Annotated in this window: 16 protein-coding genes; 5 read left to right on the top strand and 11 right to left on the bottom strand. The window is 47.2% G+C overall.

From position 1 onward, the window contains the following. Positions 1 to 58 precede the first annotated feature (58 nt). From ssb to ACE3T3_RS06390, 5 genes are all read right to left on the bottom strand, one after another. The gene (gene ssb, locus ACE3T3_RS06410; protein ID WP_374665179.1) at positions 59 to 649 is read right to left on the bottom strand and encodes a single-stranded DNA-binding protein; all 591 of its coding nucleotides are present in this window, start codon (positions 647 to 649) and stop codon (positions 59 to 61) included. A 51-nt stretch (positions 650 to 700) separates the two neighbouring features. Then, complete coding sequence (locus ACE3T3_RS06405) at positions 701 to 2,065, bottom strand: MFS transporter (protein WP_374665177.1); 1,365 nt, start codon at positions 2,063 to 2,065, stop codon at positions 701 to 703. A 149-nt stretch (positions 2,066 to 2,214) separates the two neighbouring features. Further along, positions 2,215 to 3,300, bottom strand: a complete 1,086-nt coding sequence (locus ACE3T3_RS06400; protein ID WP_374665175.1) for a DUF475 domain-containing protein — start codon at positions 3,298 to 3,300, stop codon at positions 2,215 to 2,217. A gap of 200 nt (positions 3,301 to 3,500) precedes the next feature. Continuing rightward, positions 3,501 to 3,836, bottom strand: a complete 336-nt coding sequence (locus tag ACE3T3_RS06395) for a GlpM family protein (protein WP_374665173.1) — start codon at positions 3,834 to 3,836, stop codon at positions 3,501 to 3,503. Positions 3,837 to 3,932: 96 nt separating this feature from the next. Continuing rightward, positions 3,933 to 4,310: a hypothetical protein gene (locus ACE3T3_RS06390; protein WP_374665171.1), complete on the bottom strand. Its 378-nt coding sequence runs from the start codon at positions 4,308 to 4,310 to the stop codon at positions 3,933 to 3,935. A 235-nt stretch (positions 4,311 to 4,545) separates the two neighbouring features. Here ACE3T3_RS06390 and uvrA point away from each other — a divergent pair, with 235 nt between their 5' ends. After that, positions 4,546 to 7,377 (top strand): excinuclease ABC subunit UvrA, encoded by a 2,832-nt coding sequence (uvrA, locus tag ACE3T3_RS06385; protein ID WP_374665170.1) that lies wholly within the window; start codon positions 4,546 to 4,548, stop codon positions 7,375 to 7,377. An 82-nt stretch (positions 7,378 to 7,459) separates the two neighbouring features. Here the strand turns inward: uvrA and ACE3T3_RS06380 are convergent, their stop codons facing one another. Next, the gene (locus tag ACE3T3_RS06380; protein ID WP_374665168.1) at positions 7,460 to 9,163 is read right to left on the bottom strand and encodes a KAP family P-loop domain protein; all 1,704 of its coding nucleotides are present in this window, start codon (positions 9,161 to 9,163) and stop codon (positions 7,460 to 7,462) included. Positions 9,164 to 9,430: 267 nt separating this feature from the next. Further along, entirely contained in the window at positions 9,431 to 11,083 is a 1,653-nt protein-coding gene (locus ACE3T3_RS06375; RefSeq protein ID WP_374665166.1) for a GGDEF domain-containing protein, read from the bottom strand. Positions 11,084 to 12,642: 1,559 nt separating this feature from the next. Between ACE3T3_RS06375 and omp33-36 the strand changes: the two genes are divergently transcribed. Beyond that, on the top strand, positions 12,643 to 13,587 hold the full coding sequence (omp33-36, locus tag ACE3T3_RS06370) for a porin Omp33-36 (protein WP_374665164.1): 945 nt from the start codon (positions 12,643 to 12,645) through the stop codon (positions 13,585 to 13,587). A gap of 77 nt (positions 13,588 to 13,664) precedes the next feature. On the opposite strand, the gene ACE3T3_RS06365 is transcribed toward omp33-36, so the two are convergent. Further along, positions 13,665 to 14,354: an ion channel gene (locus tag ACE3T3_RS06365; protein WP_374665162.1), complete on the bottom strand. Its 690-nt coding sequence runs from the start codon at positions 14,352 to 14,354 to the stop codon at positions 13,665 to 13,667. A gap of 246 nt (positions 14,355 to 14,600) precedes the next feature. Between ACE3T3_RS06365 and ACE3T3_RS06360 the strand changes: the two genes are divergently transcribed. Continuing rightward, positions 14,601 to 14,975 (top strand): hypothetical protein, encoded by a 375-nt coding sequence (locus tag ACE3T3_RS06360; protein ID WP_374665160.1) that lies wholly within the window; start codon positions 14,601 to 14,603, stop codon positions 14,973 to 14,975. A 90-nt stretch (positions 14,976 to 15,065) separates the two neighbouring features. Here ACE3T3_RS06360 and ACE3T3_RS06355 read toward each other — a convergent pair whose 3' ends face one another. Next, positions 15,066 to 16,781, bottom strand: coding sequence for a cation acetate symporter (locus ACE3T3_RS06355; protein ID WP_374665158.1), 1,716 nt, complete (start codon positions 16,779 to 16,781; stop codon positions 15,066 to 15,068). 1 nt (position 16,782) lies between these two features. Continuing rightward, positions 16,783 to 17,115 (bottom strand): DUF485 domain-containing protein, encoded by a 333-nt coding sequence (locus tag ACE3T3_RS06350; RefSeq protein WP_374665156.1) that lies wholly within the window; start codon positions 17,113 to 17,115, stop codon positions 16,783 to 16,785. Between the two features lie 184 nt (positions 17,116 to 17,299). Here ACE3T3_RS06350 and ACE3T3_RS06345 point away from each other — a divergent pair, with 184 nt between their 5' ends. Together ACE3T3_RS06345 and ACE3T3_RS06340 are read left to right on the top strand one after the other, a co-directional pair. After that, positions 17,300 to 20,791 (top strand): PAS-domain containing protein, encoded by a 3,492-nt coding sequence (locus ACE3T3_RS06345; RefSeq protein WP_374665154.1) that lies wholly within the window; start codon positions 17,300 to 17,302, stop codon positions 20,789 to 20,791. A 454-nt stretch (positions 20,792 to 21,245) separates the two neighbouring features. Continuing rightward, positions 21,246 to 22,013, top strand: a complete 768-nt coding sequence (locus ACE3T3_RS06340; protein ID WP_374665152.1) for a hypothetical protein — start codon at positions 21,246 to 21,248, stop codon at positions 22,011 to 22,013. 91 nt (positions 22,014 to 22,104) lie between these two features. Here the strand turns inward: ACE3T3_RS06340 and ACE3T3_RS06335 are convergent, their stop codons facing one another. Next, positions 22,105 to 22,755, bottom strand: a complete 651-nt coding sequence (locus ACE3T3_RS06335; RefSeq protein ID WP_005006791.1) for a response regulator transcription factor — start codon at positions 22,753 to 22,755, stop codon at positions 22,105 to 22,107. Between the last annotated feature and the right edge of the window lie 205 nt (positions 22,756 to 22,960).

Genomic DNA, 22,960 nt, shown 5'->3' with positions numbered 1-22,960 from the left:
AAACAAAAAACCCTTTGCAGAAGCAAAGGGTTTTTATATTTTTCAGCGATTTAGCAAATTAAAAAGGAAGATCATCATCCAAATCTGCTGGAGCAGCCGCTGGCGCTGCTTGAGGCTTAGGCGCAAAACCGCTTGGATTGTTGTTGGCATAGCCATTGCCTTGATTATTGCCGCCTTGATTGCCATAACCGCCTTGGTTATTGCCGCCCTGATTGCCGTAGCCGCCAGACTGGTTATTATTATAACCGCCTTGCTGACCGCTGTTATTGTTGAAGCGCGGCTGCTCAAAGCCTTGGCCTTGCTCACCTTGCGAACGGTTGCTGTCCAGCATCTGCATCTGCTCACCGCGGATTTCAGTGGTGTAACGCTCTTGACCATTTTGGTCTGTCCACTGGCGGGTGCGCAATGAACCTTCAATGTACACTTTAGAGCCTTTGCGCAGGTATTGCTGCGCAATTTCACCTAAGCGGTTGTGCAGCACAATACGGTGCCATTCTGTTTGCTCTTTGCGCTCACCGGTGCTTTTATCAGTCCAGGAATCGCTGGTCGCGATAGAGAACTGAGTCAGCGAACCGCCATTCGGGAAAGTTTTTGTTTCTGGATCTCGGCCTAATGTGCCTACTAAAATAACTTTATTTACACCGCGCATCTGATGTTTACATCCTATCTATTTCTATTATTTACTTTATAAGAGTTATCATTAAATGGCTACCTCTTTCCCGAACAAGTGCGTTAAATGTTGTCGCGCAGCTTCATCAATTTGCTGCTTATCCACCTTAACATAGGCCACTTGCTGATCAGACATCACCACAACCTCTTCAATACCACGAATCGCTAAAAGCTGAGAAGTCCATTCATCTGTTTGTTTGGTTTCCGGCAAGCGTAAAACCAGCGAAGACAAATAGCGCGGCTGCGCCAAGCCAAAGCTGATGAACAGCCAAATGACCGCAATGGCGGTCAGGATGCCCCAGCCCATCGCCGTATTGTTCAGCAACAGCAGCTGGCCGCCGATCATGCCGCCAAAGAACGCGCCTAGAAATTGCGCACTGGCATTGACGCCCATGGCGGTGGCTTTGGACTGAATCGGCGCCGCTTTCGACAGCCAAGACGGCAGCAGCGCTTCCATTACGTTAAAGGCAATAAAGAACAGCCCCAAGCCGGTCAGCAGCACGTATTTAGACTGATAACCGAAAATCAGCACCGCCAGCCCGATAATAATGCCGCCAATTGCAGTCAGGAAAATACCGCGCATTTTACGGTATTTTTCCGCCAAAATAATGCTCGGGAAAGCAAAAAACAGGCTGACCACCAGCAAAGGCAGATACACTAGGCCGTGACTGGACAACGGGATTTTAGCAAAGTCGATCAGCTGTGACGGCACATAAATAAACATCGCGGTCAGCAGCAGATGCAAGGAAAAGACCGAAACATGCAGGCGGTTGAGATTGCCCATTTTCAGCACTTGCTTGAGCTGGGTCAGATAGCCTTGCTGAAAATTGCGGTGATGACGGGTCACTTTCGGCACCAGCAGCAGCATGGAAATCGCCGCCAGCCCCATAATGGTGGTGACCCAAAACAGGCCTGAAATGCCGACCAAGCCGGTCAGCCAAGGCCCAAGGCTAAACGCGGCAACAAAAGACAAGCCAATGCTCATCCCCATTATCGCCATGGCTTTGGTGCGCTGCTCTTCACGGGTCACATCCGCCAAAAGCGCCATCACCACTGCCGAAACGGCGCCGCCGCCAGCAATTGCACGGCCGATAATCACACCGTAAATAGTTTCAGACATGGCGGCAATCGCGCCGCCCAAAGCGAACAGCAGCAGGCCAAAAACAACCAGAGGCTTGCGGCTGTAGCGGTCTGCAATCAGGCTGAAAGGAATCTGCAAAATGGCCTGCGTTAAGCCGTATACACCCACTGCAAGGCCAATCAGCGCCGGCGTTGCATATTGATAAGACTGCCCCGCTACAGAGAAAACCGGGATAATCATGAACAAGCCCAACATGCGCAATGCAAAAATACTGCTTAGGGCAAAAGTTGAGCGGCGTTCTATAGCATTCATCATATCAATAAGCGTAATCAAGGGACTAACAGATGCAGATATCCTACATCATTCCGGCTGCCGGTGCTGATGTATTCATGCACTCGCCCTGCAATAAAAAAGGGCGCATTTCATGCACCCTTGGATTGTAGCGTTATTTTATGAAGTGAAGATTAACCGCGCAGCTCTTGGCGTTTTTTATATTGAATCGATGCAATCACGGCCCAAACAATGAACGCCACGCCAATCAGGCCTGTCACCACTTCCGGCACATGCACGCCCGTGCCGCTGGCCAGCATAATGAAAGCCAGCGCGCCAATCGCATAATGCGCGCCATGCTCTAAATAGATATAGGCATCCAGCGTGCCTTTATCCACCAAGTAAATGGTCATCGAACGCACGAACATCGCGCCAATCGCCAAGCCCAGCATAATGATCACTACATCTGAAGTAATGGCGAAGGCGCCGATCACGCCGTCAAAACTGAATGACGCATCCAAAACTTCCAGATAAATAAAACCGCCAAGACCCGCTTTAATCACGCCAGTCGACGCGCCATTGGCATCATGGCCGACGGCATTGCCGTTTTCATCCACTTCCGGCTCACCGCCCAGCATATGGCTCAGCACCTGCACGCCAATATAAATCACAATGCCCCAGATCCCTGCCATGGTCACCACCAGGCGTTTGGCTTCTTCCACATTGGCCGCCATGATCAGCAGCGCAATCAAAGCCAAGAAAACCGACATGGCCGGCACGTTAGCCAAATTGGCCAAACGCCGTTCCAGCCAGCGGAACCAGTGGGTATCTTTGCCTTCATCCAGGAAGAAATTCAGGAACACCAGCAGCAGGAACGCGCCGCCGAATGCAGCGATTTCCGCATGATGCGCAATCAGGCGTTCAGAATAATTTTTCGGATCATTCAGCGCCATCTGCACCACTTCCATCATGCCCATGTCCGCCGTCACTGCAACAATCACAATCGGGAAAATCAGGCGCATGCCGAAAACCGCAACCAAGATGCCGACGGTCAGGAAAATCATTTTCCAGAAATGATCCCAGCCGCGCAGCACAGAGGCGTTGACCACCGCATTGTCAAATGACAGTGAAACTTCCATCACTGCCAGAATCGCAGTAATGGTCAGTGCGGTAATCATGGCTTGAACGCCTGCGTTTGGCCCGTGGCTAAAGCCCCAATACGCAGCAATTGCAAGACACACGATCGTAAAGATGATAGAGAAACCAAAATGTTTCATCATGACAAATCGACCTATGAATGTATTTAAATATGGGAAATGGGTAAATCTTAAAAATGTTTAAGGTTTAATGCCGGCAATTATGACCGCTTTTGCCCGCGATGCCAAAACACTTCGTATGATTTTCTTGAATGGTGTGGGGCGATGCTCTATTCAGTCAGCCCTGCCAAGCCTCTCAGCAATGTGCGCCCCCAATAATGGATTCAGAACCGCGGCCACAGATAAATCAGCACCGCCGCGGCCGCCGTCCAACCCAACGCTGCTGCGCCTAGACAGCTCCATAAGGGCATTTTTTCCGCCAGAAGATAGACCAGCAGCAGATAAACAAAGTACGGGATCAGCGACCACATCCCAAACAGCGCCGTTTGGCGCAGCGCTTCAGCGCCTTTTTCCTGCGATACAATCACATGCGCAATCAGGGCAAAAGTCGGAAACAGCGGCACAAGGCCCGCAATATAAAAGGCTTTGCTTTTAGAAAAAAGCGCAATGATCAGTACCGCCGCGGCGCCCAGCAGGCTTTTTAAAAATAAGGACAGCATAATTTTCCCCAGCTCAAACGGCCCGGCCGTTCAGCAGTCCAAACCCATACTTGTCTACTGCAGAGCAAGGCCTCAATGGATTCAGGCCTAAATGAGTTAATGCGCTGATTTGCACAGCAGATTGCTTTGAAAACGGATTTTTTGCTGCTCCGCCAGCTGCTTGAACTGCTGCTGCACGTTCTGATCGGCATCGCTCATTAAGTGCTGATTGGCCTCCATGATAGCCAGCATCTGCGCATAATGCGCAGGGATCTGTTCACAGCTCAGCTTTTTTTCTTCCGCGGGGTCTTTGGCCTGACCCAGCTGCACAATCAGCCGATCAATGATTTCACTTTCTGCGTCCAGCGCTTTGGACGCTTCTGCAACCGTGGCATATTTTTTTGCCTGCACATCCGGTTTTTGCTGGCAAGCCGTCAATGCCACAAGCATCGCCGCGGCAGCCAGCACTAAACGTGCTTTAAAGATTAAATTCATGCGCTGTCCTTCATGAGCCATACGAGGCGCTGCCCGCAGCCATTCATTCATCAATTCGAATGCCTGCAGTTTATCAGGCTTTATGGCCCGCTCCCTAGGCATCCTTCATTTTGAATGCGGAAAAAATCTGCCTTTTTCTCATAATTAAATGCCAAATCCGAGGTTTTTTACACTTGAACATTTTTCATGCGCTATCATATATACCTTTTCATTTATACCTGACCGAGATGTTTTTATGAGCCAAAGCCATATCCGTATTCGAGGCGCACGCACCCATAATTTAAAGAATGTGTCTCTCGATATTCCACGCGACAAGTTTGTGGTGATTACGGGGCTTTCCGGTTCAGGCAAATCCTCTTTGGCTTTCGATACCTTGTATGCCGAAGGCCAGCGCCGCTATGTCGAATCCCTGTCGGCTTATGCGCGCCAGTTTTTATCGCAAATGGAAAAGCCGGAAGTCGACTCCATTGAAGGCCTTAGCCCCGCAATTGCCATTGAGCAGAAATCCACCAGCCACAACCCGCGTTCAACTGTGGGCACGATTACTGAAATTTACGATTATCTGCGCCTGCTGTATGCGCGGGTCGGCACGCCGTACTGTCCTGAACATGACTTGCCGATGGTGGCGCAAACCGTGACGGAAATGGTCGATGCAGTCAAAGCGCTGGAAGAAGGCACGGCGCTGATGCTGCTGGCGCCTGTGGTGCGTGAGCGCAAAGGCGAATACACTGCGCTGTTTGAACAGCTGCAGAGCCAAGGCTTTGTCCGCGCGCGCGTGGACGGTGAAATCATGGAAATTGATCCGCCGCCGGAATTGGACAAAAAGAAAAAGCATAGCATTGAAGTAGTGGTCGACCGCTTTAAAGTGCGTGATGATCTGGGCAACCGCATTGCCGAAAGCTTTGAAACCGCGCTGCGCCTAGGCAGCGATATTGCTATTTTATCGTGGATAAAAGGCGAACAGGCCGACCGCGTTTTTTCCGCCAAACACTCCTGCCCGGAATGCGACCGCGCTGTGGCGGAACTGGAACCGCGCCTGTTTTCCTTCAACAACCCCTTTGGCGCCTGTCCGGTTTGCGACGGCTTGGGAACTCGCAGCCATTTCAGCGCAGAAAAACTGATTCCCAACCCTGGACTCAGCATCAGTGAAGGCGCAATCCGCGGCTGGGACAGACAGCGCCCGTATTATTACAGCATGATCCAGAAAGTGGCGGATCATTATGGCTTCACGTTGGAAACGCCGTGGAATGAGCTGGATACCGACACCAAGAAAAAGTTCCTTTACGGCACAGGCAAAGAAAAAATTGACCTGAGCTATATTGATGAACGCGGCCGCCGCCACAGCCGCGTGCAGGCCTTTGAAGGCATTCTGCCACATTTGGAACGCCGTTACCGCGAAACTGAATCCAACTATGTGCGGGAAGATTTGGCGCAGTATCTGTCGAATGCAGCTTGCGATGCCTGCGGCGGTTCGCGCTTAAATGAAATTTCCCGCAATGTCCGCGTCAAAGACAAAACCATTGCCGAAATCACCAAGATGTCGATTGGCGATGCCGAAGATTATTATCAGCATTTAAACCTCAGCGGCGCCAAAGGTGAAATCGCTGATAAAATTTTTAAAGAAATCCGTGAGCGCCTGCATTTTTTAGTCTCCGTCGGCCTGAACTATTTGAGCCTGTCGCGTTCTGCAGAAACCCTGTCGGGCGGTGAAGCGCAGCGCATCCGTTTGGCTTCGCAAATCGGCGCAGGCTTGATGGGTGTGATGTACGTGCTGGATGAGCCTTCGATTGGCCTGCATCAGCGTGACAATGACCGCCTGCTGGAAACTTTGGTGCGCCTGCGCGACCTCGGCAACACGGTTTTGGTGGTTGAACATGATGAAGATGCGATCCGCGCAGCTGACCATATTATCGACATCGGCCTGGGCGCTGGCGTGCATGGCGGCTATGTGATTGCTGAAGGCACCTATGATGAGCTGGCAGCCAACGAAAAATCGCTGACCGGGCAATATCTGTCGGGCAAACTGAAAATTGAAGTGCCGAAAGCCCGCGTACAGCCGCCGAAGCCTGAAGAGCAGATCAAGCTGATGGGCGCGGCCGGCCATAACCTGAAAAATGTTGATCTGACCCTGCCTTTGGGCATTATGACCTGCGTGACAGGAGTCTCCGGTTCCGGTAAATCCACCTTGATCAACCGCACTTTATTGCCGCTGGCTGCAACGCAGCTGAATGGCGCAACGACACTGACTGCTGAGAAATTTGATTCAATTGATGGCCTGCAGTTTTTGGATAAAGTGGTGGATATTGACCAAAGCCCGATTGGCCGCACCCCGCGTTCCAACCCTGCGACCTATACTGGCCTCTTCACGCCAATCCGTGAACTGTTTGCGCAGACGCAGGAAGCCAAAGCCCGCGGCTATGCGGCTGGACGTTTTTCCTTTAACGTGAAAGGCGGCCGCTGTGAAGCCTGCGAAGGCGACGGCATGATTAAAGTGGCGATGCACTTCCTGCCGGATATGTATGTGCCTTGTGATTCTTGCCACGGCAAACGCTATAACCGCGAAACGCTGGAAGTGAATTACAAAGGCAGAAACATTTCGGATGTGCTGGAAATGACGGTTGAAGATGCGATGCATTTCTTTGATGCGATTCCTGTCATTCACCGCCGTTTGGAAACCTTGAACCAAGTCGGTTTGGGCTATATCCGTCTGGGCCAGTCTGCGACCACACTTTCTGGCGGTGAAGCGCAGCGGGTGAAATTGGCGCGTGAGCTGGCCAAGCGCGATACGGGCAAAACGCTTTATGTATTGGATGAACCGACCACTGGCCTGCATTTCCATGACATCGCCAAACTGCTGGACATCCTGCATGAGCTGCGCAACAAGGGCAACACCATTGTGGTGATTGAGCATAATCTGGATGTGATTAAAACCGCAGACTGGATTGTCGATTTAGGCCCTGAAGGCGGTGCCGGCGGCGGTATGATTATTGCCGAAGGTACGCCGGAACAGGTGGTGAAATCAAAAGTTTCACATACTGCGAAGTTCTTGAAGCCGTTGTTGAAATAGAATCCCCCCTGCGCAGCAGTGCTCCTCATCTTTAGTAAAGATGAGGAGCCCCCCTTTTTTAAAGGAGGGCTGGGGAGGATTTCTAGTCATCTAATCTAGAGATCAAATAATTCATATATTTTTTATAAAATTCAGATTCGTTTCCTTTCTCTTCGTAAATTTCAATAATCATTTTCTTAATATTTTGATTAAGCTCAGGCTCCATCAATTGCTTAATCATTTTAGAAGCAATCAAATTACTATTCACATATTGGAATCTTTCATCATTAGGAATTTTCTCAAATAACAATTCCTTCCAATCATTTTTAGATGCTATTTCTAAAGAACGTGTATGTTTAGGACTCCATCCATTATTAAGCGTATATTGATGTACAGTTTCTAATAAACTTGGCAAACCTTCATACAAATGCTTTTCTTGATACTTATCAATATATTCATAAAATTCATTTTTTGATTGCTTCCAAGATGCAAAAATATCTATAAAACTTAACTGATCTTCTCTCAGCTCTTTATTTATCCATTGATAAATTTTATCACTCAGTTCATTCGCTAATTCGACTGCACCTAATTTGTTTAAAATTGTACAAGTAAAGTCTAGATTTTCAATCTCTAAAACCCCAATCAATGGCAATGTTCTATCAAATAATTGTTTAGGAAAATCAACATCAATTTTATTATTCCAAAATTGATCCCACAGTTTTTTCCTATGTTCTTTAAGCAATTCAAATCTTTCGGAAATCAATTCTGAATTAGCTAAATCGCTTAAAGCATCTTTATTTGTTTGATCTTTTTGCTCAAACCAATTTTTAAATTGAATAAACCAACCATCAGATGAGCCTGTAAATTTGTAATGAATATTATTAAGCTTATTAAAAAGTTTATGAGTAACTTTGTTTAAATCATCATTAGTTTGTTCTAATATCTCCATTGTTTTTTCAGTCGTAAAATCATTCCATCCTACATTTAAACTTTGACCATAATCCTCAATCAAATAGCCTTGCAAAACTCTAATTAAAATAATTTCTTTTGTTGAATAAGCAACTTCTTCAGGCAATTTTTCTAAAAATTGTTTATATAGTTTAATAACTTTTTGAAATAATCTAAAATTATGGATTTCTAATTCATCGGCAAATTCCACCATCAAATCCACTAATGGTTCATCTATACCTTTTGCATTTTCACGAATTAGAGGTTCTACAGATGTAATTTTTATCGTCTCATCAATCAATTTTTCTTTATATTCAGCATATTTTATTTTGTTAGCATCGTCAGTCTTCAACTCATCTAAAATCAAAACGACCTGACAATTTCTTTCTAATTTGAGCTGATTGACCAATCCCATAACATCTTTAATATCAAGCTTACTCGACATACGCTCAAAATCATCGAAGCAAATGATGGCATCTTTAATTTGATTAAACATTAGGTTATCAATCAATTTAACAGGCGCACTTATCCCTAATTGGCTAACACGTGTATCTTTGAAAATTGAAGGTAAACCTTTTAGCCATTTAGGAACTTCAATAGCAGAATGATGATTTTCAATATTGCTATAAATCTGAGTTTTTAAATCGCTTAAAGACTCGATTCCAAATAAAGAAATATATGCATACTTTCGGTTAAAAACCGCATCTTTCTTATCAACTCTTTCCACAGATTGCATTTTGTCTAAAAAGCTATTCCAAAAGAAAGTTTTCCCAACTCCCCAGCAACCCGTAATCGCAACCGCAATACCTTTATTATCATTTTTTCTAAAAATTTCTTCTAAACGCTCTTCTTGCTTCATAACCATATAATTATTAAAAAATTAGTACTTTTATAGCTTTTAAATCATAGAAGTTCAATCATATGACCCACAACATGGATGTCGCCCGTTTGACTAGGGCACACGGACATGCCCTCAGGTAAACCAAAGAATTTTCCTGCTTTTGTTCTTTCAAAAGCAGAAAGCTTCCTACGCAACTCAATTAACAAACCATGGCGCAAAATGAGGAAATGCAAATTGCGAACAATTATTCATATGAACGCAACATAAGAATATGAAAACAAAAAACTAATCAGAAACCGTATTTTTCCCTTTCGCTTTCGCCCGGAACAGCGCCTCATCCGCCTGCACCAGCAATTCCATCCAGCTTGGCGCTCCAACCGCAACCCCAGCGCTAATCGACACTTTTACCTGATCAAAGGCTTCACTGGCAAAAAGCTCCGAAGCCAGCACCGCTTTCCGGATTTTTTCAGCAATTTTCAGCGCCGCTGGCAAGCTGACATTCTCCATCAGCACCAAAAACTCATCCCCGCCGTAACGCACCAGCAAATCTGAAGTGCGCACCGTGTTTTCCAAACACTCCGCAACAGTACGAATCACAGCATCGCCCATGATATGGCCCAAGTTGTCATTCACCTGCTTAAAATTATCAATATCCACCAAAATGACACAGGAATTTTGAAATTGATCCGGCTGGTTTTCTATCAGCTTAATATATTCATCCAAAGCAAAGCGGTTGGCCACACCTGTCAAAGAATCCGAATGCGCAATATGCTTCAGCTGGAACTCTAAGGCTTCACGCTGCTGCAGTTTCAGCTGCAGCCGGTTAATCGCATCAAAAATTGTCGCGTCAGGCCTAAAGGCTTTAGATGAAGAAGCCGCTTGTTCAGCCCGGGCTAAAGCAAATAATTGCTCTCGCGCCAGAATCAGCGGTTCAAAGACCCATTTTCTGGCATAGATCATGGTCAGCAGCACAGTCAGCAATGATACTAAAACCATTAAAATGGCATAAATCAATTCCTGCCGCGCCTTGTTCTTCTCTGCAGCGGCGTTGCTGATGCTGGTTTCTAAAATATGATTCTGTAAATCAACGACTGTGGCAAATTTATCCACCATCACTGCGGTCAATTTAGGGCCGCTTATGCTGAATGGCTGGCCTTCTATGCTCTCATGCATTAGCCCAGTGATAATCGGCAAGCCTCTGTCTAAAAATCGAACCTTCACCTGCTGATACAGAATTTGAAATTCGTCTGTTTTTGCATCTGCCGGCTGAATCACCCCGACCAATTTCCACAGATATTGTGTCTGGCGCAGCGTCTGCATAGAGCTGGCCAAATTATCCTCAGGCATGCGCTCATTAAAAGTCACTGGCGCCATAACATTCGATGCTGTGCGTCCAGCTTGATCCCGCAAATCTGCCAGCAGCAAAATTAAAGTGTAATAGCTGGATAACACAGCATCTTTTTCAGCGGCATTTCGAACCAAACCTTGAAGCGCTTCATAGCATTGGTCCCATGCGGCAAACATTGCCAATACCGCATCATCCATCTGCCGCATAGTGCGCTGCGGGTATGGCAAAGCAATATATTGATCAATTGCCTGACGGCCTTTCATCAAGACAGGCAAAAAATTATGCTCCAGTTCCTGCACAGTACTGTGCTGTCCGGACTGTTCTAATTTTTGCAGCGTTGATTGAATTTGGAGGTCGACTTCAGCGCGGTATTTTTGCAGCGCTTCCAAATGCCGCGGCACATCTTCAGGCGAGCTGGACATTGCATTATTGGATGGCGCGCGCTCTTTGGAAATTTGATTTGCCAATTCCGCCACGATTTTCAGGTTTTGAATTTCCAATAAAGCGTCAGAACTTTTTTGATAGCTTCTGTAGCTGCCCACGATCAGCGGCATGCCAATTAAAAGCACAGATAAAACAACTACCAGCATCGCTGCCCATAGCCGGTTGCTGATATGTTCTGAACGCAAAGCATGTCTAGCGATAATTCAAATCCTGTACTTAATGCATTTGACTCGTCAAATAAGAAAAAAATTCCATTAGGTACGGCAGTCTATCTGACTGCTGATCACAGTCTGAATCACAAGCCAGCGCTTACCTTTAGTGATGCAATTCACATTATATTCAATAATTATATTATAAAGCACGCTTTTATCAATATCTTTCACTTTAGATTTCATTCGCATATCAAAAAACTGCTGTTTTTTTATAATAAAGAATTAAAAGCATATTTTAAATTGATACAATTTGGTGCATAATGCACAGCATTGGGGCAATTTAAGATCATCCTCAGCAGTAATTTTAAACTCCCCCACAAATTTTGGCGAAAAAAGCCCAGTTTTGCAGAAAACTGGGCTTTTTTTTATTCGGTTAAAAACATTCCAATGATTTTTACGCACACTATTGGTGCATTTTTCTTTCCCAGCTCTAATTCATTGACGCCATAAATACCCTTCCCTGCTCCAAAGCAATAGAAGAAACCTTAAATTTCAGGCAAAAAAAAGCCCAGCCTTGGGGAAAGCTGGACGGATAAAACTAAAAATGTGGAGAATCAGTCAGAGATCACAAAAATAATGATCTAGCTGATCTAATGAACACATTATGTGACATTTCGCAAAACAAGTAAAGCCTATAGTTTCGGTCAGGATTAAACTCATCTAGAACCGCATCAAAATTTTATTAAAAATCAAATAATATTTTAAATAAACAAGAAACAGACTATTTTAACATCTGGTCAATATTTAAACACATTTCTATCATTTGGTCTTTTTCTGGCTGCATGTTTTCATTGTGGCCAATTGATTCGGGCATTCCATATCATTATTGCCAGCATCCTGTCCTGGGCGCTTCATCAGAACTTAAACTACGCTTTATCCCTAACCTTACTGCACCACTCAATCAATCACGGCAAATCTTCAGGCCAGCTGCCTGCAATGATAAATTAGCTGGTTTTTTTGCCGCATGCCTAATCCAGTCAAACAGTTCTAAAAAAGAACAAGGCTTCAGCCTATTTCTCTTTTTCAGCCTAGGCCGCAGTACCGCACAGGTAAAAATCATGTTTCATTCAATCCGCATCATAGAAACTTGACGCGGTATTTCTAAAAGGCATCTTTTGCCAAATCCAAGCTTTTATTATGCAAAAACGAGGAGGGACCATTAAGCCATTTATTGCTCTGCTTATCTTTAAAGCAGCTTAAAAAAGAGAGAATGTTCCAGTATTTTTAACAATTAAATAACTAAAAACAATCGTATTTAACAATGATTGTTTTTTTTAAATCTATACAAACAGAAAAATTTTTTAACATATTGCACTGTTATGACAGAATTTTTTTTTGTTGACAATGAAAAAAACAAACGTGCAATTCTTAAACAATACACATTTTAGAGCAATAGCTCAAATCGATAATGTTCTTTTAGTTCATTGACTTAATAAACTGTTACAATACAATGCTCAATGTTTAATCCATTTGCAACATAACTGGTAACTATTATGAAAAAACTCGGTTTAGCCTCTGCTTTATTATTAGCCATGACCGGTGCTCACGCATATCAAACAGAAATCAAAGGTCAAGTTGAATACTTTGATGACACAATGAATAACAATAACTATACAGGTTCAGTTCAAGGCACTTACTATTTCAAAGACGTTGATTCGTCTAAAGGCCCATTGGCCGAAGCGGCATTCTTAAACCAAGCTTCGAATGTTTCTGCGGCATATTCTTTCGGCCAATATACTGCAGATGTTAAGGTTCCTGCAGCAAACATTAATGAAGAAGCTGAGGCTCAACAGCATTCTTACGGCATTAAAGCTGAAGCATACATCCCAACTCAAGTTGTTCCTGTCTATGCAAGTGCCTCTTATAATCACTCAAAAACTGATGCTAAAAACAACTTCACAGCAAATAATCCTTTAAATAACGAAAATATTGCTAAATTGTCTGATGGCAATGGTGACCGTTATTCATTAGAACTTGGTGCAGTTATTGCGCCTAATTTCTTGGTTGCTGTCGGTTACACCAGCGTTGCTGATCAATTCGCATTTGATACATTCAATAACCTAAGCAATGGCAGCGTCATTTCTGCATTGGAAACAGGTACAATTGCAGATGACCAAGATGCGATCACTGCACGCACTAAATATGTAGGCGCGATTGACGGCACTAACATGTCTATCGGCTTTGAAGCTGGTTTAGTTTACGGCGAAGATACGCTTTACCAATTAAAAACAGATCTTTATTTAACTCCAAAGCTAAGCACGGGTGTTTCTTACACAGAATCAAGCTTTAAGGAGACTCCAAGCACTGCATGGGGCCTTAATGCAAATTACTTCATCACTCCAGCCGTAGCTGTTGGTGTGAACTATGTAAATGCCAATGCTGAAAATTCACAGCGTGATACTCAAACTGCTGGCGTAAATGCTAAATTCCGTTTCTAATCCATTTTAGAAATTGAATGTAAAAAAAGGACGCTTTTCAGCGTCCTTTTTTTAGGTCTGAATTTAAGCTGCCCGCCCTATTCATCTTTATGCTTATTGGGCAAATGCGCGACATAATGCAATGCGATCAATCTGGAGACAATCACGGCCAGATACATGACGCCGCAAAACATTTGCAGCATCGCCAAAACTCTTGCCGGCGCACTGACAGGCATCAGATCGGATAGCCCTGTCGCCGACTGCAGGCTGAAGCTTAAAAACAGCAAATCCAGCCAAGCCTGCCTGCCGGGAATATCGGGATTAAAAAAACTGCCGGGATAAATCAGCTGGCAAATGCTGTATAGAAAAGCGAAGCCCCACGCAATCAATGTAAATACGGCGCCCGCAGCAAACATTTCATCTTTGGTTAAATAGCCGTCTGCAAACATATAGCGCAGCAATCCATAGGCCGCGCTGAAATAGGCCAGCGCTTCAAAACTATGCGCGATGATCTGAATATGCGGGCTCTTAAATCCAAGAATGATCAAGGTCGAAAAAAGCACTGCGCCGCTGACAAAACTGAGGCCCAAAATCGTAAACATCGGGGTTTGGCGGATCACTTTGGCGATCAGCAGCAGCACCAGCACCCCAAGCACCCATAGCAGCGCCCGATAGCTCATGCTGAAATTCGGCACAGCCGTCAAAATTAAAATCAGCAGCTGCAGCAGCAGAAGCCATGCCGAGGGCAATAAGCGGAAGCTCTTCCAAAAATCAATCAATCCTTGCATGCCATCATTCCCGTGGTTTCTTATGTGAATCTTTTTTATTCTGCAGTCCAGCAAGGGGCTGAATCTGAATTCAACTTAGCATGAAGCGCAAGCCCGCCACAAAGTTAATTTTGTCAGCGCGGCAGCGCTCTTTTACGGCTGCATCATCCGGCACCTGCCCAAATTACATAATGTGATCAAAATACTGCTGTATCCCTCCCAGCGCAGGCGTACATTAAGAATCATGTCTGCACGCGAGGGCATACAATGAATATCCGGCTCTTCCTGCTTGCGCCCATTTGCGCCGTCATCCTCAGCGCCTGCACGCAAAACAGTCCTCTGTTGAAAGACCGTGAAGACTTTTTGGGCACATGGAAAAATGACCACAGCGAGCTGATGATCAAACCGTCAGGCGAAGTCAGCTATCAACATAAAGACCATACCGAAAAACAGCTTGCAGATGAAACATTCAGCGGAATGTCCTCTGCATCGGTGAAAGCCAAAATCAGCCATTTCAGCAGCCAAAGCTTCAGTATTGGCGAAGGGAGTCTAAATAAAGAATTCAAGATTGATCAGGCGCCGCATTTAGAACAGGGCAAATGGCAAATGACCTTGAATGGCGAGCGCTATACGCGGCAGTAAAGCATGGCCAGCCATGCTTCGGCTGTTCCTCTGCCTTATCGCCGGACATAAAAAAAGCTCCTTACGGAGCTTTTTTTATTGGCATTCAGATCAGTGATCTGATGCGCCAGAGATGCCGATACCTGTTTGTGAACGTACGTACTGCGCATTAAATGCTTTGCGTTCCGCTTCAGCGCGCGCTGAGCTGTCAGTCACAGAGAATAACCAGCAGCAGATGAATGCCAGCGGCATTGCAAAGATTGCAGGGCCATTGAATGGGTTGATTGGTGTTTCAGAGATGCCTAGAGTATCTACCCAAACTGCTTTAGATAAGATAATCAGTGTCACTGCTGTCAATAAGCCAACCAAGCCGCCGATCACTGCGCCGCGAGTCGTCAAGCCTCTCCAGAACATAGACAATACAAGCACTGGGAAGTTTGCGCATGCTGCTACAGAGAATGCCAAGCCCACCATGAACGCAACGTTTTGCTTCTCGAATAGAATACCCAAGATCATTGCGAAGATCGCTAAGCCCAAAGTTGCAATTTTAGACATGCGAAGTTCAGATTCAGGCGTTGTTTGGCCTTTCTTGAATACGTTTGCATACAAGTCATGAGAGATTGCTGAAGCGCCAGACAGCGTCAGACCCGCTACAACCGCAAGAATTGTTGCGAATGCTACCGCTGAAATGAAGCCCATGAACAAGTCGCCGCCCAATGCGTCAGACAAGTGCACCGCAGCCATGTTGTTGCCGCCAACAAGCTCCAGCTTGCCAGTAACCGCCATTTTCGCCATATCAAGGAATTGCGGGTTGTTCGATACATAAAGGATCGCGCCGAAACCGATGATGAAGGTTAATAGGTAGAAGTAACCGATGAAGCCTGTTGCCACAACCACTGACTTACGCGCTTCTTTCGCATCTTTTACTGTGAAGAAACGCATCAGGATGTGCGGAAGGCCTGCTGTACCGAACATCAATGCCAGACCTAGAGAGATCGCATCAATCGGGTTTGCAGCCAGTTTGCCTGGGCCCATGATGTTGCCTGCTTCTGCCAGCGTTACGTCATGAACTTTAGCGAATACTTCAATTGACTGAGAGAACATTTCAGCGAAGCTGAAGCCCACGCCTTTCATAACCATGAAAGCCATGAATGTTGCGCCAGACAATAGCATTACCGCTTTAATGATCTGTACCCAAGTTGTCGCCAGCATGCCGCCGAAGATTACGTAAGCCATCATCAGAAGGCCCACAATCACGACTGCGATGTTGTAGTTCAAGCCGAACAGCAGTTTGATCAGCTGGCCTGCACCCACCATCTGAGCGATCAGATAGAATGCAACAACCACAAGTGAACTCATTGCCGCTAAAGTACGCACTGGTTTTTCAGCCAAACGGAATGACACCACGTCCGATAAGTTGAATTTACCCAAGTTACGCAGACGCTCAGCAACCAGGAACAATACAATTGGCCAGCCCACCATGAAGCCTAATGAATACAGCAGGCCGTCAAAGCCTGAGCTGAACACCATTGCGGAAATACCCAAGAATGACGCTGCTGACATATAGTCGCCGGCAATCGCCAAGCCGTTTTGGAAACCTGAGATGCCGCCGCCCGCTGTATAGAAATCAGCCGTGTTGGTGGTTTGCTTTGCCGCCCATTTCGTGATTAAAAGGGTAAAGCCAACAAAAATGGCGAACATGATGATCGCATGCCAGTTGGTCGCTTGCTGCTGCGCTTCGCCTAAATCCGGTCCTGCCATTGCCATGCTTGACATCAGCAGTGCTGGTGCAGCCAGCGCTTGTGCTTTCAATGAATTCCATTTCATCTTAGTGCAGTCCTTTTTCATGAGTGATTGCTTCAACTTCACGCATTGCTTCTTGGTTTAATGAATCAAGCGTATTATTCGCGATATACGAATAAACAGCGCACAACACAAAAGACAGTACAATAATGCTTAAACCCAATGGCATGCCGATGGTGGTTACACCGCCGCTCACCGATGACATTAAAAATTCTTTGTTATAGCCAACCAACAGCATGAAGCCAACGTAAACCACCAGCATAATGATGGTCAACGTCCAGCTCAGTCTGCTTTTGCGGGCGACCATTTCCTTAAATTTTGGATTCTGTAGAATTTGCTCTACTTGTCTCTCATCCATAACTTTGCTCCTGTAAGCACCCAGCCTTGGGCGCAATTTTTTAATTCGAATTATTTCGCTCTTAAAGTTAGCAATCTTGCAGGGTCTTTGTAATTTAGACTTTGGTCGTTAAATTTTGATCAGTTCCCGACGAAATTGCTGAGATAAGGTATGATAAGCATAAGATTTTAATGCTGCAGGCAGTATGAACAGCTGGCTTATCATGGGGGTATTGGCCCTTTACATTGCACTCTTATTCATTTGCGCATTTTATGGCGAAAAGCACGCCAGCAGGCTCAGCACCCGCGGGCGCATGCTGCTGTTCAGTCTGACGCTGGGCGTTTACTGCTCTTCATGGACATTTTACGGCGCAACTGGCGCAGCTGTGCGTGAAGGCATTATCTTTCTGCCCATCTATTTAGGGCCTTTGCTGTTCGTCGCCTTAGGCTATGACATTTGGCGCCGCTTAGGCCGGGTGCGCCAGCACCACGCCATTTCATCAATTGCTGACTTTGTCGCGGCGCGTTATGGCAAAAGCGGCCCGCTGGCGTCTTTGGTGACGATTTTAGCCGTCATTGCCATCATTCCCTATCTGGCCCTGCAGCTGCGCGCCATTGCGCTCAGCGCCTCGGTCATTTTAGATTCGCCGGCAGGCGTCAGCAGCACTACCAACGGCGTGCTGTTCCTGACCGGCATACTGGCGGTGCTCGCCATGATGTTCGGCACCCGGCAAATCGCCAATACCGAGCAGCACGGCGGCCTGATGCTGGCTGTGGCCTTTGAGTCCTTTGTCAAACTGTTTGCCTTGCTCGCAGTGGCTTTCTTCTTCGTTTTTGATGCGCCGGAAAACCTGCATCAAATCAATGCCGATATCAGCGCCACCTTTAAAGATGTGCAGCTGTTCGGCGTACCGGAAAGCTTCTGGATCCAGACCTTGCTGGCGGCGCTGGCGATTATCTGCCTGCCGCGTCAATTTCACGTTGCGGTGGTTGAGCTGCGCGATGAAAAGCACATCCGCGGCGCGCGGCGCTGGTTTGCCGTGTATTTGATCCTGACGATCATCGCGATTATCCCGATTGCCAGCTGGGCTTTGCATGCAGCGCCGGCGTATTTGGCTATTCCAGATGTTGCCGTACTGTCGCTGCCGCTCAGCTATAATCAGGACTGGCTGACCCTGCTGGCGTTTTTGGGCGGCTTCTCGGCCTCTACCGGCATGCTGCTGGTGTCTTCGGTCGCGCTGTCCATCATGCTGAGCAATGACTTGATCATGCCGGCGCTGTGGCGCACCAATTTACTGTCCCGCCATGACAAACGCCTACCGCTGGTGCTGAAGTTCACACGCCGCGTGTGTATTTTGGCCGTCATGCTGCTGGGCTTTTTGTTCTTCCATTTCTTTAACGATATTGACCAGCTGTCAGTCTTCGGCTTATTGGCATTCAGCGCGGTGGCGCAGTTCGCTCCTGCGCTGATAGGCGGCCTGTACTGGCGCGGCGGCAGCAAGCAAGGCGTATATGCCGGCTTGCTGACCGGTTTCGCCTTATGGACCTATACCCTGCTGCTGCCAACGGTACTGCGCAGCTTGCCGGCGCAATTTAAAAGCTATACTCAGCATTTCCTGGATTTTGGCCCTTTCGGCATGAACTGGCTGCGTCCCGAAGCGCTGCTGGGCTTTGAATCCTTTGATCCGCTGACCCATGGCGTTGTGTGGGCACTGGGCCTAAATATTATTTTGTATGTTTGGGTGTCGCGGATCTTCCGCCCGAGCATTGCGGAACAGATTCAGGCGGAAAGCTTTTTCTATTACGAAACCAAGCCCTTGCCGTCGCACAATACCTCGAATGACATCAATTATCTGCATCACGATGTGGCGCGCCTGAAAGTCGGCGATTTAATCACGCTGGCCAAGCGCATTACCGGCGAAGGCGCGGCCACCCGCGCCTTCCAGCAGTTCTGCACGCAGAATGATGTCACGCTGAATGAGAACAGCAGCGCCAACGGCATGTGGTGGCGCTTTACCGAACAGTACCTCGCCGGCACCATCGGCGCAGCTTCAGCGCGGACCCTGCTGACCACCGCCATGGTCAACAACGGCTTAGCCTTAGGCCAAGTCGCCAATATTTTGGACCAAGCTTCACAATGGCAGCGCTTTAACCAAAACCTGATCATGACCATGATTGACCACATGACCCAAGGCGTCAGCGTGGTGGATGAAAACATGTGTCTGGTGGCATGGAACAATCAATATTTAAAACTGTTTGATTATCCAAAAGATATTGTCTACGTCGGCTGCCCGATTGCCGATCTGATCCGCTACAACGCCGAACGCGGCGAATGCGGCCCCGGCTCGGTCGAAGAGCATGTGCGCAAGCGCATCCACTGGATGCAGGTCGGCAGCTCGCATGAATTTGAACGCATCCGCAAAGACGGCCGGGTGATTCAAATGCGCGGCAACCCGATTGAAGGCGGCGGTTTCGTCACCACCTTTGCCGACATTACCGCCTTCCGTGAAAACGAAGCGGTGCTGGAAGCCCGTGTGCAGGACCGCACCCAGCAGCTGGCCAATGCCCTGTCTGAGCAGCAGCTGGCGCGAGAAGCGGCTGACAAAGCCAATATGTCGAAAAGCCGTTTTATTGCCGCAGCCAGCCACGACCTGCTGCAGCCGATGCATGCGGCGCGCCTGTTCAGCACAGCGCTGGAACAGAGCGTGCAAAGCGAAGAAGACCGCAAAACCTTGCAGCAGCTGGACCGGGCGCTGCATGGTGCAGAAAGCATGCTCTCTGCCCTGCTGGACATCGCCCGCCTGGAAGGAGGCACCATTCAGCCGAAGCGCCAGTCCTATCCGCTGCATGACCTGCTCAGCGACCTTGAGCTGCAGTTCAAATCCATTGCTGCTCAGCGCGGCATCAAATTCAGCGTGCATGACGCGCAGTTCTGGATTGATACCGACCCGCAGTGGATCCGCCGCATCATTCAGAACTTTGTCAGCAATGCGCTGCGCTACACCGCCCGCGGACGCGTGGTGGTGGGTGTGCTGCGCGCGGCAGGCAAGCCGAACCATATCCGCATTGGCGTCTGGGATACCGGCCCCGGCATTGCTGAAGAACAGCGCATCAAGCTGTTTCAGGAATTCGAGCGCTGCGGCCATACCTCGCCATGGGGCGAACAAGGGCTTGGCCTGGGTCTCGCCATTGTACAGCGCATGACCAGCCTGCTGGACTACTCGGTGCATGTCTACTCGGAACTGGGCAAAGGCTCATGCTTCATGATTGATGTGCCGATTGTCGAAGCGCCGAAAGTCACTGTGGCGCCAATTCAGGCCGTGCCGCTGAAAACCAAAGCCTATAAAATCCTGTGCTTAGACAATGACGAAACCATCTTGGAAGGCATGTCCACCCTGCTGACCAAATGGGGCTATCAGGTGTTTAAAGCCACAGAGCCTGAACAGGCGCTAGACATGCTGCAGCAGGAAAATATTCAGGTGTGGCTGGTTGATCAGCACTTGAATAACAACAAAGTCGGTTTGGATTTCATTTTGGAAAACCGTCAGGAAAATGTGCCGGTCGCGCTGATTACCGCCGACTCCGATCCTGAACTGCCGCAGCGCTTGAAAGAACTCAACATTGTGCTGCTGAAAAAGCCATTGAAACCGGCCTCGCTGCGCTCATGGCTGTCCGGCCTGAAAATTTCAGGAAGTTAAGCTGCGGTTTCTATACACGGCCCTTACTTAAGTCCACATCTGCAGCCCATTTCAATCACGTGAAATGGGCTTTTTTTATCCAGAAATTCATCAGCGCTTAAGCCAAATAGCATTATTTTTAATGGCATAGGCAAAATGCATCAAAAAGGCCAGACAATGAAGGATGAAAAATGACCAAAATGCTCAAATGAGCTTTGCCTATGGCAGAAGTTGACCATTACATTGAGTGAACAAATGTATACTTCGTTACAATTTTAAAAGCCTATGTTTTATATAAAATATTAATAGAAACAATGCGATTTTAAACTTTAGTCGTATTTTTATTCACCTCATTTCCATCCTACAAATAGTTCATGACCACATCAGTTTTCTGCAGCAAAAGCCGTGCACAATTCACAGGAGCCTTTTCATGTGAATTTCAAAACTGATCTGCCGCCTTAATTGGAGTTGAATTATGAATATTTCTGCATCTGTCCCGCATGGCATTCACTGTACCCAGCAATTCCACCGTGAATACGGCGTCAATGCCCTGCTGCCTGAAATCCGCTGGGCTGAGATTTTTAAATTCAGCAAACTGGATGATATTCATCTGCAGGCGCTGGACACGCTGTATCAAAGCGCGGTTCCACTCGCGCTGCAAGTCTTTGATGAACTGAAATTTGACGTATTTGCGCCATCAGCTTACGAGCCGCATGGCTTAGGCCTGTTTGAGCGTTTGGCGCAGCAGGAAGAAAAACTGCTGCAGCGGCTGGAAGCGGAATCCGCAGACTTGAATCCGCAGGTCCGCCATCAGATTTGGAGCATGCTGCTGCGCGGCGGCGCTGTGCTGGTGTTTAAAGCCTGGCTGGGCAAAGTCAAAACGGGCCTGGATCAGCTGGATACCACTCAGTTTGATGAATTGTCTGATTTGCTGTTTATTAAAACGCCGCCTTTTGAATTGGCGGAGCGCCTCGGCGTTGATGCCAACTCCTCTCAGGATCACATATTCCTGATGTATGGCAACGACGTTTATCTTGACCGGTTCAACAGCTTGGAAACTGCCGCGTTGTTTGTTGATCTCGGCGTGTATGATGCCGCGTTCCTCAGCCTGCGCGATGACCGCGTCGCGGAATACCTGAAAGCTAAGGGCTATGTGACCGATGAGCAGATTGATGAGTTGCAATGCGCCTTGAATCCACTGTTCTGCACAGACTTGACGCCAAAGCAGGACTGCATTGCTTAAGCAAAACTGGGATGTTCCGCTTGAAGCAGGCTGAACATCCAGCCATAAAAAAAGACCTCATCGGAGGTCTTTTTTTACAGCGTCTTGACGCTTACATTTTCTTTTCTTCAATATTCAGCGCGTTAATCGCCAGCACCGCCTGCGTGCGGTTTTGCACGCCGAGCTTGCGGAAGATCGCCGTGACATGGGCTTTAATCGTCGCTTCTGAAACATCCAGCTCATAAGCGATTTGCTTGTTCAGCAGGCCTTCTGCAACCATCATCAGCACGCGGAACTGCTGCGGCGTTAAAGACTGAATGCGCTCCGCCAAAGCCGTTTCATCGGCTGCACGCGGATCAAAGCTGACATTGGCCGGCAAATTCGGCGGCAGCCAAATTTCGCCTTCCAGCACCTGGCGGATCGCTTCGCCGATATGGCTAGGATGCGCAGATTTTGGAATATAGCCCATTGCGCCATGCGCAATCGCGCGCTGAATGATCGAAGTTTCTTCATGTGCAGAAACCACAATGATCGGTAAAGAAGGATATTGTGCACGGACATGAACCAGCGCTGAAAAGCCTGAAGCGCCCGGCAAGTTCAAGTCCAAAAGGACTAAATCCGGTTCAGGGCCATTTTCCAAACGTTCATAAAATTCATTTACTGCCGCCGTCTCATGAATTTGAGCTTGCGGTAAACTGTAGCGCACGGCTTGAATTAAAGCATGGCGGAACAGCGGATGATCATCAACGATTAATATATTCATAAGCAGCGTGATAAGATCTTGTGCACAGTACCCTCTATTCTAACCACAGTCGCGCCATGATGGATACGCAAGTTATAACTATTTTTTTATGAATCTATGGATTTGCACTACAAATTCTTCGGTTTCATGCGGATTTCTTGAAATCTTCCATTCAAATCATTTTTTCATATAAATTTTATCTGCTGGCCGAAAATCCTGAGCAAAA

The organism is Acinetobacter sp., from assembly GCF_041919735.1.
In the GTDB taxonomy this organism is placed as follows: domain Bacteria; phylum Pseudomonadota; class Gammaproteobacteria; order Pseudomonadales; family Moraxellaceae; genus Acinetobacter.
The sequence above is the reverse complement of the archived record's forward strand: the minus strand, read 5'-3'. Positions and strand labels throughout refer to the sequence as shown.

Excerpts from the sequence above, each read along its gene's own strand:
- ssb (WP_374665179.1), bottom strand. The coding sequence starts at position 649 with ATGCGCGGTGTAAATAAAGTTATTTTAGTAGGCACATTAGGCCGAGAT.
- ACE3T3_RS06405 (WP_374665177.1), bottom strand. The coding sequence starts at position 2,065 with ATGATGAATGCTATAGAACGCCGCTCAACTTTTGCCCTAAGCAGTATT.
- ACE3T3_RS06400 (WP_374665175.1), bottom strand. The coding sequence starts at position 3,300 with ATGATGAAACATTTTGGTTTCTCTATCATCTTTACGATCGTGTGTCTT.
- ACE3T3_RS06395 (WP_374665173.1), bottom strand. The coding sequence starts at position 3,836 with ATGCTGTCCTTATTTTTAAAAAGCCTGCTGGGCGCCGCGGCGGTACTG.
- ACE3T3_RS06390 (WP_374665171.1), bottom strand. The coding sequence starts at position 4,310 with ATGAATTTAATCTTTAAAGCACGTTTAGTGCTGGCTGCCGCGGCGATG.
- uvrA (WP_374665170.1), top strand. The coding sequence starts at position 4,546 with ATGAGCCAAAGCCATATCCGTATTCGAGGCGCACGCACCCATAATTTA.
- ACE3T3_RS06380 (WP_374665168.1), bottom strand. The coding sequence starts at position 9,163 with ATGAAGCAAGAAGAGCGTTTAGAAGAAATTTTTAGAAAAAATGATAAT.
- ACE3T3_RS06375 (WP_374665166.1), bottom strand. The coding sequence starts at position 11,083 with ATGCTGGTAGTTGTTTTATCTGTGCTTTTAATTGGCATGCCGCTGATC.
- omp33-36 (WP_374665164.1), top strand. The coding sequence starts at position 12,643 with ATGAAAAAACTCGGTTTAGCCTCTGCTTTATTATTAGCCATGACCGGT.
- ACE3T3_RS06365 (WP_374665162.1), bottom strand. The coding sequence starts at position 14,354 with ATGCAAGGATTGATTGATTTTTGGAAGAGCTTCCGCTTATTGCCCTCG.
- ACE3T3_RS06360 (WP_374665160.1), top strand. The coding sequence starts at position 14,601 with ATGAATATCCGGCTCTTCCTGCTTGCGCCCATTTGCGCCGTCATCCTC.
- ACE3T3_RS06355 (WP_374665158.1), bottom strand. The coding sequence starts at position 16,781 with ATGAAATGGAATTCATTGAAAGCACAAGCGCTGGCTGCACCAGCACTG.
- ACE3T3_RS06350 (WP_374665156.1), bottom strand. The coding sequence starts at position 17,115 with ATGGATGAGAGACAAGTAGAGCAAATTCTACAGAATCCAAAATTTAAG.
- ACE3T3_RS06345 (WP_374665154.1), top strand. The coding sequence starts at position 17,300 with ATGAACAGCTGGCTTATCATGGGGGTATTGGCCCTTTACATTGCACTC.
- ACE3T3_RS06340 (WP_374665152.1), top strand. The coding sequence starts at position 21,246 with ATGAATATTTCTGCATCTGTCCCGCATGGCATTCACTGTACCCAGCAA.
- ACE3T3_RS06335 (WP_005006791.1), bottom strand. The coding sequence starts at position 22,755 with ATGAATATATTAATCGTTGATGATCATCCGCTGTTCCGCCATGCTTTA.